At 65.5% G+C, this 17,938-nt stretch carries 13 protein-coding genes; 8 read left to right on the top strand and 5 right to left on the bottom strand.

Annotation, left to right across the window (positions count from 1 at the left end; genetic code table 11):
• Window positions 1-104: 104 nt before the first annotated feature.
• Together B551_RS08470 and B551_RS08465 are read right to left on the bottom strand one after the other, a co-directional pair.
• Window positions 105-4,985: an autotransporter outer membrane beta-barrel domain-containing protein gene (locus B551_RS08470; RefSeq protein ID WP_172682447.1), complete on the bottom strand. Its 4,881-nt coding sequence runs from the start codon at window positions 4,983-4,985 to the stop codon at window positions 105-107.
• A 324-nt stretch (window positions 4,986-5,309) separates the two neighbouring features.
• Window positions 5,310-6,269, bottom strand: a complete 960-nt coding sequence (locus B551_RS08465; RefSeq protein WP_023263875.1) for a LysR family transcriptional regulator — start codon at window positions 6,267-6,269, stop codon at window positions 5,310-5,312.
• Between the two features lie 100 nt (window positions 6,270-6,369).
• Between B551_RS08465 and B551_RS08460 the strand changes: the two genes are divergently transcribed.
• From B551_RS08460 to B551_RS08435, 6 genes are all read left to right on the top strand, one after another.
• On the top strand, window positions 6,370-7,359 hold the full coding sequence (locus tag B551_RS08460) for a tripartite tricarboxylate transporter substrate binding protein (RefSeq protein WP_052511291.1): 990 nt from the start codon (window positions 6,370-6,372) through the stop codon (window positions 7,357-7,359).
• A 41-nt stretch (window positions 7,360-7,400) separates the two neighbouring features.
• The gene (locus B551_RS08455; protein WP_023263873.1) at window positions 7,401-8,528 is read left to right on the top strand and encodes a CoA transferase; all 1,128 of its coding nucleotides are present in this window, start codon (window positions 7,401-7,403) and stop codon (window positions 8,526-8,528) included.
• 72 nt (window positions 8,529-8,600) lie between these two features.
• Window positions 8,601-9,080 carry a GNAT family N-acetyltransferase gene (locus B551_RS08450; protein ID WP_023263872.1) on the top strand — a complete coding sequence of 160 codons (480 nt, stop codon included), beginning with the start codon at window positions 8,601-8,603 and terminating at the stop codon, window positions 9,078-9,080.
• Between the two features lie 138 nt (window positions 9,081-9,218).
• Window positions 9,219-9,905 (top strand): TetR/AcrR family transcriptional regulator, encoded by a 687-nt coding sequence (locus B551_RS08445; protein ID WP_006576163.1) that lies wholly within the window; start codon window positions 9,219-9,221, stop codon window positions 9,903-9,905.
• A 152-nt stretch (window positions 9,906-10,057) separates the two neighbouring features.
• Window positions 10,058-11,353, top strand: coding sequence for an MFS transporter (locus B551_RS08440; protein WP_006576162.1), 1,296 nt, complete (start codon window positions 10,058-10,060; stop codon window positions 11,351-11,353).
• A 153-nt stretch (window positions 11,354-11,506) separates the two neighbouring features.
• Entirely contained in the window at window positions 11,507-12,823 is a 1,317-nt protein-coding gene (locus B551_RS08435; RefSeq protein ID WP_006576161.1) for a sensor histidine kinase, read from the top strand.
• Here the strand turns inward: B551_RS08435 and B551_RS08430 are convergent.
• The 3 genes from B551_RS08430 to B551_RS08420 form a co-directional block, all read right to left on the bottom strand.
• Window positions 12,798-13,460, bottom strand: a complete 663-nt coding sequence (locus B551_RS08430; protein WP_023263871.1) for a response regulator transcription factor — start codon at window positions 13,458-13,460, stop codon at window positions 12,798-12,800. The genes B551_RS08435 and B551_RS08430 overlap by 26 nt on opposite strands.
• The gene (locus B551_RS08425) at window positions 13,457-15,268 is read right to left on the bottom strand and encodes an ATP-binding protein (RefSeq protein ID WP_006576160.1); all 1,812 of its coding nucleotides are present in this window, start codon (window positions 15,266-15,268) and stop codon (window positions 13,457-13,459) included. Before B551_RS08425 ends, B551_RS08430 begins: the two co-directional genes overlap by 4 nt.
• A 90-nt stretch (window positions 15,269-15,358) precedes the next feature.
• Window positions 15,359-15,745, bottom strand: a complete 387-nt coding sequence (locus B551_RS08420; RefSeq protein ID WP_006576159.1) for a response regulator transcription factor — start codon at window positions 15,743-15,745, stop codon at window positions 15,359-15,361.
• Between the two features lie 226 nt (window positions 15,746-15,971).
• Here B551_RS08420 and B551_RS08415 point away from each other — a divergent pair, with 226 nt between their 5' ends.
• The gene (locus B551_RS08415) at window positions 15,972-16,709 is read left to right on the top strand and encodes an SDR family oxidoreductase (protein ID WP_006576158.1); all 738 of its coding nucleotides are present in this window, start codon (window positions 15,972-15,974) and stop codon (window positions 16,707-16,709) included.
• Window positions 16,710-16,753: 44 nt separating this feature from the next.
• Window positions 16,754-17,659, top strand: a complete 906-nt coding sequence (locus B551_RS08410) for an SDR family oxidoreductase (RefSeq protein ID WP_006576157.1) — start codon at window positions 16,754-16,756, stop codon at window positions 17,657-17,659.
• Window positions 17,660-17,938: the final 279 nt, after the last annotated feature.

The following is a 17,938-nucleotide window of genomic DNA, read 5'->3' as shown; positions in this document are numbered from 1 at the left end:
CCAAAGGCAGCGTCCGTCCGACTTTAGGCAAATCTGGATGGTTGACCTGTCAGACAACGCTGGTTGCGTGGGACATCGGCAGGCCCCACGCGCAACTCACCAACTCACCACCGCACCCGCACCCCCACATTGGCCCGATAGTCGTGGCCGCTGCCTGATCCTTCCAGGCTGCTCCTGACCAGCAGCTCGCCATAGAGACCAAAACGATCATCCTTCCACGTCACGGCCCCGCCTACGCCGAGACCGGCCCACAGGCGGTCCTTTCTGGTGGAGAGCATTGCGTCGCTGACATTGACCGTCGTGCCGCCGCGGAAGTCGTAGTACAGGTTGGCGATCCCGTAGACGTTGGCGCGCGCGGCATGGCCGGCCGGATCCTGCCATTTGGTGGTGTAGTCGAGGGCGACACCAAGACGGCTCGTCAGACTATCGGCCTTGTCGCGATTGACACGTGCGCCGAACGGGTCGGTGAAGCCATCGAAGCTGATCGACGAATAGACGAGCTGGGCCTGCGGTGTCACGGACCATGCATCGCTGACGGCGAGGCGCTGGCCCGATTCGATGCTGAAGGCGCGGCCGAAGCCCTTGTTGTCGCTGCTCAGGCGTCGTCCCAGCGTGCCGGATGTCAGGTCGCTGTCGTACCAGGTTGCCTGGGCCTGACCGTCGACGTAGAAGCCGCTGGCGCCCGACCAGGTTGCCGTTCCGCTCAGACCATACCCGTCCACGCGAATCCTGCCGTTGCCGAAGAACGAGTTCACACCCGCGCTGCCGCGGCTGTATTGCGTGCCGATGCCCGCAAACAGACGGCCGGATGCGTTCTCGACAAGCAACGCGTCGAAACCGGCCTGCGCCTTGACCTGGTCAAGATCCCATTGCGTTCCAGTGCTCGAATGCCCGGAACCGACCGCAAGATGCCGGCCTTCTACGCGTGCCCAGCCTGCACCCTGGCGCCCCACCCCACCATCCGAACCGGTATGTGTCGACGCTGGCGCGGTGGACTGCCCGTCTGCCCAGTAGCGGCTACCGACGCGTTGATGCAGCGTGGGCAGCTCGTTCATCGCCAGCAGTACCTGGGAATAGGCCTCATAGACCGGTGCGCCCGGTTGATAGAGCGGCGATGCGGGCGCGACGGTCGGGTTCAACAGGCTCGAGCGCAGATACCAGTCGCCGTCGGCCGGCGTCGAAATCCCGTTCTTTCGAAGCGTGTAGGCGTAGGCGCCACCGATCACGGCCTGCTGGCCCTGCATGGTGTAGTCGCCTTGCAGCGCGAAATTGCCCGTGGATTGGCCGGCAACGTCAACGAGCTTGATCCCGTTGACGGTCTGCGCGCCGGCTCCGCCGACGTTCGACACCTTGAGCGTGGTCGTGCCCGACGTATCGCCCTGCACGACGAGACGATCGGTCACGGAATTGTCCCCGCCGAGGGCCGCGCGAAGCTGTACGGTACCGCCAGCACCGGTGTAGTTGCCGGCGACGGTCAAAGCCGAACCATTGCCGTCCAGGCTGACAGTACCGGCATTCGTCAGCGCCCCGACAGTCTGCTGGAATCCATTGATGGCCAGCGTCGCGCCGCTGCCGACGGTGTAAGCCGACGCAGCGCTCAAGACCTGTGCCGCGCCGGCGGCGAGAGTGCCACCGCTGATCTGGGTAGCACCGGTGTGAGTATCGGCGCCCCGCAGCAGCAACGTGCCGGCGCCGGCCTTGGTCAGGCCGCCCGCGCCTGCCATCCCGCCCGTCAACGTCAAGGTAGTACCCGCATCGGTCAGCACGCTCCCCGCGCCGGTCAGTGCCACGCTGCGGTCGCTGGTCATGGTCGCGGTCGTTCGCAGCGTGCCATCGCCGATGCTCAGACCGCTGCCCGCCGCGCCCAGATTGGCGTCGCGCGAGATGCTCAGCGTCCCCGCCTGGATATGCGTGCCGCCGCCATACGTGTTGTTGCCGTCCAGCACCAGCGTGCCCAGATCCGTCTTCTGCAGGGTTCCGGCTCCACCGAGCTCGGTACGGATCGTGGCCGTCATGCCCTGCCCTGCGGCCGTACCGTCGCCCACGCGAATGACGTTGGTGCCGCCGCTCAGCGTCAGCGCATCGCCGGTGATGGTGTATCCGCTGCTGGCGAACTGCATGCCCGACGTCGTGACATGGCCCAGGCTGTTGTCGACCGTGACCGTACCCGGGGCGGCCGCGAATACCGCAAAGGCGCCGCCCGCGTAAGGCCCACTGGAATTCCCCGTGCTGTCAGCCCAGTTGTCCTTGCCGGCCATGCCCTGCCAGGTGCCATCGCCGCCATGAATGGCGCCGCTGTTCGGCGAACCCGCGCCATTCCAGAAGTTCAGCGTGATTCCGGTGTTGTTGACCAGGTTCACCTGATTGGCGACGGAGGTCTGCACGTAGTAAGTACCGGCAGGGCCGGCACCGATGCTCAACCCGCTGTTGGCCAGCGTGCCGGCATAGTTGAAGATGCGATACACGCCCGGATCGAAGCTTCCGCCCGGCGAGACGCTGACGTTCAGTACGCCGTCGAGCGCGAGATTGCCGTTGACGACGGTCAGGTCGTTGAGCGGGCCGCCCGGTGTGTTGGCTTGGCCGAACTGGTAGTCGAGCGCCGCGCCGCTGGCCAGGCTCAGGTTGCCGTTGACGGTCAATGCGCCCACCGCTCCAGTGGCGCCCGGGCTCAAGGTGGCGCCGTTCGCCAGCGTGACGCTGCCACCCAGCGTGCCGGTGCCGCCGAGCGTGGCGCCACCTTGCACCGTGGTGGCACCGGTAGCGCCGGCTTGATTGCCATCGACCAGCAAGGTGCCGGCCTGTACCGTGGTCGTGCCGCTGTAGGAATTGGCGCCGGTCAGCACGGTAGTGCCAGCCCCGGCCTGCGTAACGCTGCCGCTGCCGGAAATTGCGCCGCCGAACGTGACGCTGTCGGAACGGTTGAACACCAGCGCGCCGTTGTTCGTCACGTTGCCGGTGATGGAACCGGAGGTGCCGCCATTGCCGAGTTGCAGCGTGCCAGCCGAAACGGTCGTGCCGGCGGCATAGGTGCTGTCGCCGGTAAGTACCAGCGTGCCAACGTCGGTCTTGCCGAGCGAACCGCTGCCCGCAATGACGCCGGTCAGCGTAAGGTCCCCGGTCGTCTGGAAGGTCCCGCCGCCTGCATTCAGGGTGACGGTTCGTGCGGAAGTCAGGTTCGTCGTGTTCCGCAGCGTACCGCCATCCAAGGACAGGCTGCCGGCCGCATTGCCCAGGTTGATGTCGCTCGCGATCTGCAGCGTGCCGCCGCTGATCGACGTGCCACCCGTATAAGTGTTGTTGCCGGTCAGGACCGTCGTGCCGGTGCCGGTCTGCGAGACGGCGCCATTGCCGGAAATCTGCCCGCCATAGGTGTAGGTATCGGAGCGGTCGAAGGCCAGCGTGCCGTTGTTCGCCACGTCGCCGCCGATGCTGCCCGAAGCGCCGCCATTGCCCAGTTGCAGCGTGCCGGCCGAGATCGTCGTCCCGCCCGTATAGGTATGGTTGCCGGTCAGGATGGTCGTGCCGGTGCCGATCTGGCTGACTGCCCCGCTGCCGGAGATCGTGCCGTCATGGATGGCGGTATCCGAGCGGTTGAAGGCCAGCGTGCCGTTGTTCGTGACATCGCCCGCGATGCCGCCCGACGTACCGCCGTTGCCCAGTTGCAGCGTGCCAGCCGAAATCGTCGTTCCGCCCGTGTAGGTGTTGTTGTCAGTCAGCACCGCCGTGCCGGCACCCGTCTTGGTCAACGAGCCGGCGCCGCTGAACGGCGAAGCCACCGTGACATTGAAGCCGCCAGTGTCGAGCGTGAGTCCGCCTGCGGCGACGTTCAATTCGGTGCCGGTAAACCCGCTGACGAAGGCCCCGCTGTTGCCGGTTGCGCGCAAGATGGCGCGGTCGAAGTCCGCCTGTACCGCGCCCGGTCCCGCGGTCAGTGCCCCGGTAGCCAACGTGCCGCCGTTCGATATGGACAGCGTGCCCTGCGATGCTGCCATCGAGGTCATCGTCACCGTGCCGGCCGATGCCACGGCGTCGTCGGCGATGGTCAGCGCGCCCCGGCCGTACGAACCGATACTGAGCGTTCCGCCCGCATTCAATTGAGAACCTGTGCCGGAAACCGTCGCCGAACCGGGTCCCGTCCCGCTCAGGTTGTTTCCGCCGATCGAGATATTGCCCGTGGCCGTCACGACACCGCCGCTGTGAACGTTCAGCGTGCCGCTGCCCACACCGCCGCCCCCCTGGCTGCGGCCCACGATCAGGTTTCCACCCACATTCCAGCGCGACCCTGTGCCAGAAATGTTGGCGGTGCTGCTGCCTGTACCGATTGCGTACATGGTGGCGTTGTTCGAGCTCAACACACTGCCGCCGGTCACATTGAGCACCGCGGTTCCCGCGACACCGCTCTGGCCAAAGTTCAGACCCGCCAGACTGGCCGTGGCGCCATCCGCAATGTTCAGCGTGCCCGTACTATTGGTACCCGCACCGATGATGGTCACGATGGCGGTAGACCACTCCGATCCCGCACCAGTCACTGTCACGGTGGCATTGGAGCCCGCGACCTGGCCAAGGGAATTGCCGCCCACCGTCACGCTGGACGACAACCTGCTGCCGTTCTGGATGGTGAGCGCGCTCGTGCCGGCGGCCGTGCCCATCTGCAGCGTGCCGATCGTCGCGGCTGCCGGACCCGACACGCCGAGCACCGCGGAATTCGCTTGCTGGTTGATCGTGACATTACTACCGCTCGGTACCGCATTCGTAGACCAGTTGCTGCCGGTCATCCAATCGTTGCTGGTTGCGCCCGTCCATACCTGTGCGCTGGCTGGCGAGGCCAAGCCCCATACGGTGAGAGCACTGGCGCCGAGGCGAGCCAGTCGTGTCCGGCACCGGCGCCGTTCGCCACCGCTTTTGCCACGCGGCGTGGCGACTTCCGATGCAACGACCCAGCTACCCAAAGCCTGGGACCAGATAATGCGGAACACATGGTTCATTCGGATTTTCCTTTGGAATCCGTTGGACATGACACGCCCGGCGAATGGTGGCGAAGACGCAGCAGGACCGGCGCGCTGCAATGTCGGCGCGATCCTGGACGGGTAAATAGAAAGAAGACGTTAGGGAAAGGCGAGAGCTGATCGATGAACCGGGGCTGTTTCAATCAGCAGGAGACGTTTGACCAAGAAGAGGGTTTTAGTTTGGCTGCAGAGTAATCCGTAGATTACTTTCACACAAGTGCGAAAACGCAACCAATGACACTACTTAACAATTGACGCCCTTGGCGCGCCATGATTGTTTGCCGGCCCTGGAAACTCCAGCATTCATTTGCCCAATTCCCCGTCCGTCATCAGTCCAGCCAGCGCTTCGCCAACCGCAACGACGCCCGCCGCGTCTGCGGTGTCATCACGCGTGACGAACACTGTGCGTCCGCCTGCGAACCAGCTTCCATGGCGGACCTGCCGCACCATGCCCAGCCCTGCGTAGTGCCGAACCGCGGTCTCGGGCGCGACCGTCAGCAGCCGGCTGCTGGCCACCATGCAGAGATTGGTGTGGAACGAGAATGACTCGACTTTTGGCTGCGGCGGCACGATTCCCGCGTCCAGGAAGGGCGCTTCGAACAGCATGCGCGTGCTGGCGCCGCGCGGCGTGGTAATCCAGTCGTACTCGCACAGGTGCGACAGCGCCACCGAGCGCTTTCGGGCTAGCGGATGGTCCAACGCGCAGGCGACCGTCAGACGTTCTTCCCAAAGCGGCATCACGCGCATCCCGCTCGTCGCCTCCCCTTCCCTGCGCGATCCGATGCGGCCGACCATGCAGTCGATTTCCCCGCGGTCCAGCATCCCGAGCAAACCACTGACCGTCGATTCGTGGATAACGAGATGAGGGAAGCCAGGCCGTGCGGCCAATCTTGCCAACAGCCTGGGCATGGCCACCACGCCAACCAACGGAAGGATGCCGACGTGGACGATCGGCACCGGTGCCGGCGTTGCATGGATGGCGTCCATCGCGGCGGAAAGGGCGTTCAACGCGATGCGCAGGCGTCCCAGCGCGAGCTGTCCGGTCGGCGTCAGCGCGGCCCCGCGCGTCGTGCGCTCGACCAGCGCGGCACGGAACACCGACTCGATTTCCTGAAGCATCTTGGTCGCGGCCGGCTGGCTCAGCGAAAGTTGCCCTGCGGCGGCCGACAGCGAGCCATGAGTGTCGATCAGTTCGAGGAATCGCAGATGGCGGATGCGAAGGCGATCTAGGCGCGCGCCGATACCGGCCGAATTCTTCGCCATAACAAAACGTGATGACTGGATAGAAAATCAATAATTTACAGGCAAGTATGCCGCACACACAATCGGGCTCCATGGCGATACAAAGAAAGGAGACAACGCAGTGCGCACGACAGGAAAACTCGCGGTGAGGCTGGGCCTGGCGGTGGCCGTCGCCACCCTGCTCTCCGGCGCGGCCAGGGCCAGCGACGCTCCGTTTCCGAGTCGGCCGATCCGGCTGATCGTTCCCTACGCCGCAGGCGGCGGTCCGGATGTTCTGGCGCGCAAGACGGCCGAGGTCGTTTCACGTGAACTGGGGCAGCCCGTGGTCGTCGAGAACAAGGTCGGCGCGGGCGGCATCCTCGCTGCCGAAGTGCTTGCGCAACAGCCGGCCGATGGCTACACGCTGATGATCGGCGCATCGACACATGTCACGCAGAAGCTGATGCAGCCGTCCGTCAAGTTCGATCCCGCGACGTTAACGCATGTCATCCGCACAGGCTTCAGCCCGCAGGTAATGGTGGTGAAGGCAAGCACGCCCTATCGCACCGTGGCGGACGTGGCGCAGGCCGCAAGGAACGCGCCCGGTACGCTGAATTACGCATCGGGCGGGATCGGCAGCGCCGCGCATCTTGCCGGTGCCGCGTTCGCCAATGCGGTGCGCGTCGAGATGGTTCACATTCCCTACAAGGGATCGGTCGAGATCGTGCCGTCGCTGATCCGAGGCGATACGACGTTCGGTTTTCCCGTTGCCTCGACGGCAATGCCGCCATTGGCGACGGGCACGGTACGTGCGCTGGCCGTGACGTCGGCGCATCGGTTGCCGAACCTGCCGGGGGTGCCGACGCTGAACGAGGCGCTCGGCCGCCAGGACCTGGCGTTGGACTCGTGGAGCGGCATCTGGGCACCGGCCGGCGTACCGAAGCCGGTCGTGGCGCGCCTGCATGCCGCCTTCCGGAAAGCGCTGAGCGATCCGGCGGTGCGCGACTTCTACGAGAAGGCCGCTTCGGTCATCGACCCTACGCCGACGCCCGAGGCCTTTTCCCGCTTCATCGCGGAGGAGACGGCGAAGTACCGCCGCATCGTGGAGCTGAGCCGAATCGCGGTTCAATAATTGCCGTCCGACCACAAGCGGCCGACCCCAACCGACCGAACATGACTGCAACCTCACTACCCTTCGCCCCTCTGGCCGGTGTCCGCGTACTCGATTTCTCGCACGTGATCGCCGGCCCTCTGGCGACGTTCTATCTGTCGCAACTCGGGGCAAAGGTGCTCAAGATGGAAAACGCCAATGGTGGCGACGTCATGCGCCGCACCGAGAAAGGCCGCCAGGGCTTTGCCGCATTGAATGCCGGCAAGGAAAGCCACACGGTCGACCTGCGCGATCCGGCCGACCGCAAGCGTGCGCTGGACCTGGCGTCGACTTGCGATGTCGTGGTCGACAACCTGCGTCCTGGCGTGTTGGCGCGCTTCGGGCTGGGTTTCGAGGCGATCCGCTCGCTCAATCCGACGGTCGTCTATTGCACGATCTCGGGGTATGGGCGCAGCAGCGCCGACGTGGCCGAGCGCCCTGCCTATGACCACATCATCCAGGCAGCAACCGGCATGGCGTTCATGGCCGGCACCGAGGAGGATCCGCCGATCAAGACCGGCTTCCCGGTGGTCGACGCGGCCACCGGCATGCAGGCGGCGCTGGCGATTCTTGCGGGGCTACGCGAGCGCGATCGGCTTGCGTGCGCGGTGCAGCTGGACGTATCGATGACCGGCGCGGCGCTACAGCTGATGTACTCGTTCGCATGCGAAGCGCTGACAAACGGCGCGTCGCCTGCCAGGGTGGGCAATCAAGGCTATTCCGGCAGCCCGACTGCGGACTTCTTCGCCACGCGGGACGGCTGGATTGCACTTGGCGCCAATACGCCGCGACAACTGATCCGGCTGCTGGACGTGCTCGGGCTCGCCGATATGGCAGGCGATCCGCGGTATTTCGCCGAGCCGTTGAATCCGGACTCGCCGGCATCGTTTGCGCGCTCCATCGATCCGGCTGGACTGAAGGCGATCATTGCCGAACGGTTGCACATGCTGAATGCGGAAGAACTGGAGCAGCGCTGCGCCTTATACGGTGTGCCCGCAGCCAAGGTCCGCAGGCTGGGTGAGTTCGCCACCTGGGCGCAGCGGCACAATCAGGTGGCGACGGTTTCGCTGCATGCAGAGGGGGCTTCGCTGATTTCGCCGGGCCTTGGTTTCGGCGTGCAAACGTTCAAAGGTGGGGAGTCAGGAATCTAAGCCAAACAACAAACGTGGCGATCCAATCCCTGCGGATGCAGCAGAATACGGCTTTTGCACGAAGCACTACCGATGAAGATCCGCCGCGGCCTCGAATGCGAGGCGCCCTTGCTGACTGAAATTGCCAACAAAGCCAAGGCGCATTGGCCATATACCCAGGCCCAGCTTCAAGCATGGCGCGAGGACCTGACAATCACGGGCTCCTATGTCGCGCAAGCGTTGACCTACGTTGCGGAAATCGACGGATCGATCGCCGGATTCCATTCGGTGTTGCCGACGGACGCCGTGACATGGGCGCTCGAGCATCTTTGGGTCGCACCGGATTACATGCGGCGTGGTGTTGGGCGAGTCCTGCTGCGGCATGCGGCGGCGTTGGCTGCCGGTCACGGCGTCAAGCACCTGACCATCGATGCGGAGCCGTATGCCGAACCGTTCTATCTCGCCTGCGGGGCGCAACGGATCGGCACTGTCGCGGCTCCATTGGACGGAGAACCGTTGCGCCAGCGGCCGCAGATGCTGCTGACGACGTCGTGTAACCTGGCTCGCCAATAAAGACAATCAAGTCAATCCGTTACGTCCCTGCCCTGCACGCCCGTCATGCATGCGGACGGATCGTCCCGATGCCGCCCCTTGAATACATGACACCCATCATCTAATATGCTGTCCATCGACTCAGCATAGAGAAGCATCATGCCGCGATCCTCCCGCGAAAAAGCCGGCCAGAACCGTGAAGCGATCGAGCAGGCGTCGTCGCGCCTGTTCCGCGAGCGCGGTCTGACGGGCATCAGCGTGGCCGATGTGATGGGTGCCGCCGGCTTGACCCATGGCGGTTTCTACAGCCATTTCGCGTCCAAGGACGCGCTGGCGGCCACGGCTTGCGATCGCGCGTTTGCCGAGGCGCTGGAGCGATGGCGGCAACGCATCGATGCCCACCCCGGGGACGCCGATGCGGCGCGCGCCGCGGTGGTCGTGCCCTATCTATCGGAGCGGCATCGCGATGCGCCTGGGGCGGGATGCGCGGGCGTGGCGCTTGCGGCCGACGTCGCGCGCGAAAACGCGGACAAGCCGGTTCGCCAGTCCTATATCGAGGGCCTCGAAGGCCTGATCGCGCAGTGGGAGCGCACGCTGCCGGGCCCCCACGACGCGCGGCGTGACAGGGCGCTGGCCGAGATGGCGATGATGATGGGCGCCGTGATGCTGGCCCGCGCCACGCACGGCGCGCCGCTGTCCGAGCAGATTCTTTCCGCGACGCTCGCCGCGCTGACCCGGCCGGTGGCCGGGGAAAACCGACCGCCCTCCTGCAACGCCGCTGACACCGCCAAGACCACGACCCGAGGCAAGAAGCGAACCTCCCGCCCGGCGGCACCCGAAGACTGACCGGTCGCCGCTCGCTGTCGCGCGTGTGGCCTCATTCGATTTGCCATGTCGTTTCGTTCCCCATTGTCGGGAACGCGGGCCCCTTTTTGCCTGTTTTGTCCGAGCAGCGCGTATCCACCGTCGAATCCACCCTCCTTTCCCCGACCTCGAACATGTTTGCTGAACTGCTTGCGCGCCGCCTCGAACGGCGCGGCATCCACTACGCCTGGATCGTTGCAGCACTGGGCTTCCTCGTCATGCTGACCACCGCGGCGGCGCTCGGACTGCCGGGGGCATTGCTGGTGCCGCTGTCGAACGAGCACGGCTGGAACACCGACAGGATTTCGACCGTACTGGCCATTCGCTTTGCGCTGTTCGGGCTGATGGCGCCCTTCGCGGCCATGCTGATCGACCGCTATGGCGTGCGCCGCATCGTATTTACGGCCCTGGCCTTGATCGCCGGCGGCATGGGATTCGGCATGGTGGCCACCACGCTGTGGCAGCTGTTCATCGCATGGGGCCTGATGCTCGGCGCCGGCTCCGGCATGACGGCGCTGGTGCTGGGCGCCGTCATTGCCAACCGCTGGTTCAGCCAGCGGCGAGGCCTCGTGATCGGCATTCTGACTGCGAGCGCGGCAACCGGCCAGCTCGCCTTCCTGCCGTTGGCCGCCTGGCTGATCGAACATGTCAGCTGGCGCACCGCGGTATTGCCGGTATTGCTCGCGTGCGCGCTGCTGGCGCTGCTGGTCGCCGCGCTGATGCGCAATCGTCCTTCCGACCTCGGCCTGCTGCCGTTCGGCGAGGCGCCCAGCACCTCGGTCGCGGCAGCGCCCGCCGCACCAATGCGTTGGTCCGGCCCGTTCCTGGTATTGCGGGAAGCGATCCGCGATCGCACGTTCTGGGTCCTGGCCGGAACGTTCTTCATCTGCGGCCTGAGCACCAATGGCCTGATCCAGACGCATTTCATCGCGCTGTGCGGCGACTTTGGCATGGCGCCGGTGCCCGCCGCGTCGGCGCTCGCCATGATGGGCGCCTTCGACTTCGTCGGCACGATCCTGTCCGGATGGCTGTCGGACCGCTATGACAACCGCAAGCTGCTGTTCTGGTATTACGCGCTGCGCGGGCTGTCGCTGTTCTGGCTGCCCCACTCCACCTTCACGCTGGTTGGCCTGTCCGTGTTCGCGATGTTCTACGGCCTGGACTGGATCGCGACGGTGCCGCCTACCGTCAAGCTGGCGGGCAGCGCGTTCGGCAAGGAGCGTGCGGCGATGGTGTTTGGCTGGGTGTTTGCCGCCCACCAGGTGGGCGCGGCCGTTGCCGCATATGGGGCCGGCATGACGCGGACGCTGCTGCTGACCTATACGCCGGCCCTGTATGCCGCGGGCGCGATGTGCCTGGTTGCGGCGGCGATGGCGATGCTGGCGCGCGGTCCGCGGCCGGCGGTGGTGCCGGCAGCCGCGCAAGCGTGACGGTGGCCGGCACGCTTGCCAAGCATGCCGCGGTGCCCGGTATTCCAATCGAGCACCAACGGTGATCGCCTTATACGTTCGTATAGTGGTCCGCGGGACAATGCAGCCCGGACAATATCGGCTCGATCCCCGCCCGCCGCCCGCCCTTCGGTCATGACGCCCTTCCAGCGCAATCCAGCGTCGCTCGAGCATGCCCCGCTTCCGCCGCCTCAGCCGGAGCCCGCCGTCGAGCGCATCGACGAGGCGTTCCAGTGCGCGCCGATTCCGATCCTGATCGAAGACTGGTCGGGCATCAAACGCTGGGTGGATACGCTGCGAGCCAGCGGGGTGCGGGATCTGGATGCCTATCTGGACGAGCATCCCGAGGTCATCGAGGAACTGCGGGCCCTGCACGGCTTCGTCGATGCCAACGAATCCACGCTGGCCTTGTTCGGGCTCGCATCGAAGGAAGAGTTCTTCGCGCATGCCAGATCGTTGCTGCCGGCCAATCGGCCGAGCAATTCCCAGGTACTGCGCGCGATGTTCCAGGGGAAAACGGCATGCCAGGGAGAGCGGACGCTGATGTCTCGAAGCGGCAGGGCAATTCCGATCGTATGGCGCTGCTCGCTGCCGGCCGATAGCGAGCGCTACCGTCGTCTGCACTTCTATGCGTTCGACGTGACCGAATACAAGGAAAACGACGAACGCCTGCAGGCCCTGCGTTCGGAGATGGCCCGCACGGCCCGCATTTCGCTGGCCGGACAGCTGGCCTCCTCCATCACGCATGAAATCAGCCAACCCATATCGGCCACGCTTACCTCACTGGACGCGGCGCTGCAATGGCTTGGCCGCGCCACGCCCGATATCGGCGAGGCGATCGAGGCGATCGGCAATGCCGCGCGATGGACCCGCGACACCGGAGAAATCTGCCGCAACCTGCGCGGCTTCCTCGCTCGGCATCCGGTTCGCCCCGCCCTGATCTCGGCGGCCGATGTCGTGGAGTCGGCGATATTCCTGATCGCATCGGAAGCGGCGGCCCGGCAGGTATCGATCACGAAGGCCGTCCACGCGGACGTGACTGTGTTCGTCGATCGCATTCAGCTGCAGCAGGTCTTGGGCAATCTGCTGCTCAACGGCATCCATGCGATACAGGGCGCCCCGGACAACGACCGGCGCACCATCACGGTGACCGTCAGCCGGTACCAGGACAATGCCGTTCTCTTCGAAGTCGCAGATACCGGCCACGGTATCGATGCCAGCGTCGCCGCTTCGCTGTTTCAGCCCTTTTTCAGTTCCAAACCTGACGGCATGGGTCTGGGCCTGTCGATCTCCAGATCGATCGTCGAAGCGCATGGGGGCAACATCTGGGTAGCGTCCACGAGCGCATCCGGGACCCGATTCTGCTTCACGCTGCCGGCGAGCGGAGCGCCAACGGCAAGCGTGCGGTCACTCCCCGAAATGGCGGCTATGACGCGGCGCCGCCTTGTGTGACGGCGCCGACGATACCAAGCGCCTCGGCCTTCAGGACGAACTCGGCCAGCGACCTTGCGCCCATTTTCCGCATCGCCTGCGCACGGTGGATCTTGACCGTGATCTCGCTGACGGACAGTTCCGCTGCGATCTGCTTGTTCAGCAGGCCGCGCACCACGTAGGCCATGACTTCCTTTTCGCGCGGCGTCAGTTGGGCATAGCGCAACCGCAAGTCCGCTTCGCCGCGATCGCGTTGGCGCCGCGCTTCGTCGCGTGCCAGCGCGCTTTGCACGGCGTCGAGCATGTCCTGATCGCGAAACGGCTTGGCGAGGAAATCCATCGCACCGGCCTTCATCGCCTTGACCGACATGGCAATGTCGCCGTGCGCCGTCATGAAAATGATGGGAATCCGCATGCTGCTGGCGGCAAACTGCTCCTGCACGGCCAGTCCGCTTTGGCCCTTCAGGCGGACATCCAGTATCAGACAGCTGGGCACGTCCCGCATGGGCGCCGCCAGGAACTCGGTGGCCGAGGAGAACGACTCGACCTCGTAACCCACCGAACGCAGCAGCATCGACACGGCCGAACGCATCGAATCGTCGTCATCGACGACGTAGACGATCGGCGACCCGTTTCCGCCCGAAGTCCCCGCGCTCATGATTCACCTTCGCGCATGAGCGGCAACTCCACATGGAACCGGGCGCCGGGTTTGGCCGACGTTGCCCAAATCTGTCCGCCGTGCGCCTCCACGATGGACCTGCAGATCGATAGCCCCATCCCCACCCCATTCTCCTTCGTCGTATAGAACGCGCGGAATATCCGCTCGACATCGCCGTCGGCGAAACCGTGTCCCGTGTCGGTGACGACGATGCGCGCCCGCTGTCCCTCTGTCAAGGCGGTGCTCACCCGGAGCACGCGTGGACGGGCGACGACCTCCGCCATAGCCTGGACCGCGTTGACGAGCAGGTTGACCAGGACCTGCTGCAACTGCACCGGGTCGCCATGCACCGGCAATTCCGCGGCATCCAGTTGCGTTTCGACCTGTACCTGCCGCGACGCGCATTCACGGCCGAGCAACGACAACGCATCGCGTACCAGCGCGTTGATCCGCACACACGCCCACTGCGGCTCACGCCGCTGCGCCATGCTGCGGATATGCTTGACGATGTCGGAAGCCCGACGCGCGTCGCGAATCATCTGTTCGACGGACTGTCGCGCCTCGGCCACGTTCGGATCGGGACGGTCCAGCCAGCGCGCCACCGAGTCGCCGCAGGTTACGATGGCCGCCAGCGGCTGTGTGACTTCGTGTGCGATGGTCGTGGCCAGGCCGCCCACCGTGGTCAGCCGGGACACATGGGCGAGCTCCGCCATCGACCGCTGCAAGGCCTCCTGCGCCGCGACCGCGCTGGTGATGTCCATCAGCGCGCCGACATACTCGCTTCGTTTCCCATGTCGCGCATTGAGCCGGGCGACGAATCGTACATGCTTGATCTCCCCGTCGGCCATCACCAGGCGATGCTTGCCATCGATGAACGGTTCGCCGTGCCGGATCGCTGCGTCCATGCCTTTCACCAGCTCCAGGTCCTCGGGATGGGTTCGCTCGAGGACGCGTTCGAAGCTGGGCGTTTCGTCCGTGCCGTAGCCGAGAATGCGATAGGACTCCACCGACCATTCCATCTCGGTGGAGTCGGCATAGCGCAGGACGCTGCCGGTCCTGCTGAGCCGCTGGGCGTCCGCCAGGAATGCCTCGCTGCGTGCCAGTTCGATCTCCGTGCGGCGGCGCTCCGTGATGTCGTTGTTCGTGGCCATGATGGCGATCGGGCGGCCGCGACCGTCGCGCCACAGTGCGATGCGGCTCGCAACGATCAGCGCCCTGCCGTCCCGATGCCTGCGCTGGACTTCGCCCTCCCACATACCTTCGGCCAGCAGGCGCTCGATGCCCGGTTCCCGCCCTGGCGGGAACCGGGTATCGGTCAGGGCGTGAAAAGACTTGCCGAGTGCCAGCGGCGCACGCCATCCGTACAGGGCCTCGGCCCCGTCGTTCCAGAAGGTAATGGCACCCTTGAGGTCGCAGATCACGATGGCGTCATGCGACAGATTCAACAGCTGAATCTGTTCGTGCAGGCGGTCCGCCGTGCGAAGGTGCCGAAGCGACAGCGCCGTGGCTGCCGCCAATGCCAGCAGGCTGACCATGCAACGCCCGATGGCGCCCCACATCTGCTCCAGGTCGTGGACCAGCATGTATGCCACCAACGTCAAGGCCACGCAGATGATGCTGGCAGCGGCCGTGGCCCGATACGAGCCCGATGCCGCCACCAGCTGGACCACCAGCACATAAAGCACCGCGACCGCGATCTGATACGGCGTGAAGGCGTCGACCAGGAAGATCGCGACGGCGATCAAGCCGGCCAGGACGATCGGAAGCGGCGCGGCGCCGGCAGCGAGGTCGAGCGTCGACGGGGCCATGGCCGTGGCCCTCCCACGCCGTTGACTCCGCGTCAAGGGCATGCCGAATGGATGCAGGCGAGGCATACGATGTCCGTATACGCGGGCCCGCTAGCGCGGACCGGCAGGAGAACCCGAAGCCACGATCTCCAGGCAGTGCTGGATTTCCGCGCCATTGACCGGCTTGCACAGGAATGCCACCGCGCCGGCGCGCAGCGCTTCACGGCGGATGGCCTCCGTACAGAAGGCGGTAATGAAGATGACGGGAATCTCGCTGCCTTGTGCCCTCAGCAGGCGCAGCAGTTCCAGCCCGCTCATGGCGGGCATCTGGATGTCCGAGATGATGCAGGTCGCACTGGCATGCCCGGCGGCCGCGAGAAATGCCTGCGCGGACGAGTAGGTGCGGGCCGCCCAACCCAGGGACCGCACCAGCCCGGATGTGGCAGTGCGGATGGATTCGTCGTCGTCAATGATTGCGACTTCCAGGTTCGTGGCCAAACCAGTACCTCACTTCAGTCTCATGGCGCCATGCTAACCGCCCGGCCCTCGGGTCACCACTATGCCTTCGTATAGGCCCCGGATGCGCGCACGACCGGCTCCGGGCAGCTTTCCCGCGCCGGTTTCCAGCTCGTCGTGCGGATCCGAAAACCGCCCCGGCGCCGCGAAAACACGCACCCCGCATCGTACATAAGCTGAAGGCCCTATCCAACTCGAGGCAGAGAACATGAACAACACCCAGAAAGTGGCATTGATCACCGGCGCCTCCGGTGGCATCGGCAAGCAGGTCGCCATGCGCCTGGCAAGCGATGGCTTTGCGATCGCGGCAAACTACGCCGGCAGCGAAGGGCCGGCGCGCGAGCTCGTCGCGGAGATCGTCGCCAACGGCGGCACGGCGGTGGCCCTGCCGGCCGACGTGTCGGAGCAGTCGGCGGTCAACGCACTGTTCGGCGATGCGCGCGGCCATTTCGGCCGGATCGACGCGGTGGTGCATTGCGCCGGGATCATGCCGCTGTCGCGCATCGCCGACGGCGACATCGAATTGTTCGATCGCACGGTGCGCATCAACCTGCGCGGCACGTTTTGCCTGCTGACGGCTTCGGCCAACACGCTGACCGCCGGTGGCCGCATCGTGGTCCTCTCCAGCAGCGTGATCGCCAAATCGTTCCCAGGCTACGGTGCGTACATTGCCTCGAAGGCGGGCGCCGAGGGGCTGGTACGCGTGCTGGCCAACGAGCTGCGCGGCCGAGGCATCACCGTCAATGCGGTTGCGCCGGGCCCCGTGGCCACACCGCTGTTCCTGAAGGACAAGGACGCCACGCAGATCGCCGAACTGGCACGAGTCGCGCCACTGGAACGTCTGGGCGAGCCGGACGACATCGCGCGGGTGGTGTCCTTCCTCGTCGGCCCCGACGGCGAATGGATCCACGGCCAGGTGGTGCGCGCCAATGGCGGCTTCGCCTGAACGCGCACCGCCACCGACGACCCTCCCCTGAAGGAGTACAAAGCATGAAACACGTCATTCTGGTCACCGGCGCATCGAGCGGATTCGGCGCCATGACCGCCCAGGCGCTGTCCGCCGACGGCCACACCGTCTACGCCAGCATGCGCAATATCGGCGGGCACAATGCACGAGCGGCCGCGGACATGCGGCGCCACGCCATCGAACATGGCGTAGACCTTCGGCCCATCGAACTCGATGTGCAATCGCAGGATTCGGCCGACCGCGCCGTCGATACGATTCTTGCCGAGCAAGGCGCCATCGATGTCGTGGTCCACAACGCCGGCCACATGGTTTTCGGACCTTCCGAAGCGTTTACGGTGGAACAGTTCGCGCAGCTGTACGACATCAACGTCCTCGGTACCCAGCGCGTCAATCGCGCCGCATTGCGGCACATGCGCAGCCGGGGCAACGGCTTGCTGGTATGGGTATCGAGCAGCAGCACACGGGGCGGCACGCCGCCCTACCTCGGCCCGTACTTCGCCGCGAAGGCCGCGATGGACGCTCTGGCAGTCAGCTATGCGGGCGAGCTGGCGCGCTGGGGCATCGAGACCGCCATCATCGTGCCGGGATCGTTCACCAAGGGTACGAACCACTATGCCCATGCCGGCCGGCCGGCCGACACCGACCGCCTGGCGGCATACGACGGCGGCCCGTATCGGGGACTGGAGGACCAGCTGCTGCGTGGCATGGCCGCCCTGGAACCGAAGGACGCCGACGCGGCCGACGTCGCACGCGAAATTGCGCGCGTGGTGGCACTCCCTCATGGCACGCGGCCTTTGCGCACGACGATCGACCCCTCCGACGACGGCGCCAGGGTGGTCAATGCCATGGCGGACCGAGTACGCGCCGAACTGCTGCGCCGGATCGGGCTGGAGGACTTGCTTGCCGTCGCCACGATCTCGCATGGCTAGCCCTGTCTGACACATCGGCAAGCGCGTCGGGAAAAACGGCCGCGGGACTGGATCCCGCGGCCATTTTTTATTCTGCCGGCCGATGCGGTCGGCTGCGGATTTTCGGCCGACCTGGCCTGCAGGACATCGCCTGACCACAGCGAAGGCATGCGGTCGGCAGCCCTGCTCATGCCGAAGTATAGGCCCGCCTAAACCACCGAATTCTCTGATGAATTTCCGAATGAAATCAGGGAATTGGAATCACGCATCATGCCGCTGCACAGCCGGGCCTATACGCGC

The sequence above is a fragment of the Cupriavidus sp. HPC(L) genome, assembly GCF_000307735.3.
In the GTDB taxonomy this organism is placed as follows: Bacteria; Pseudomonadota; Gammaproteobacteria; order Burkholderiales; family Burkholderiaceae; genus Cupriavidus.
Note: the sequence above shows the minus strand (reverse complement) of the source record. Positions and strands in the feature narration are given on the sequence as shown.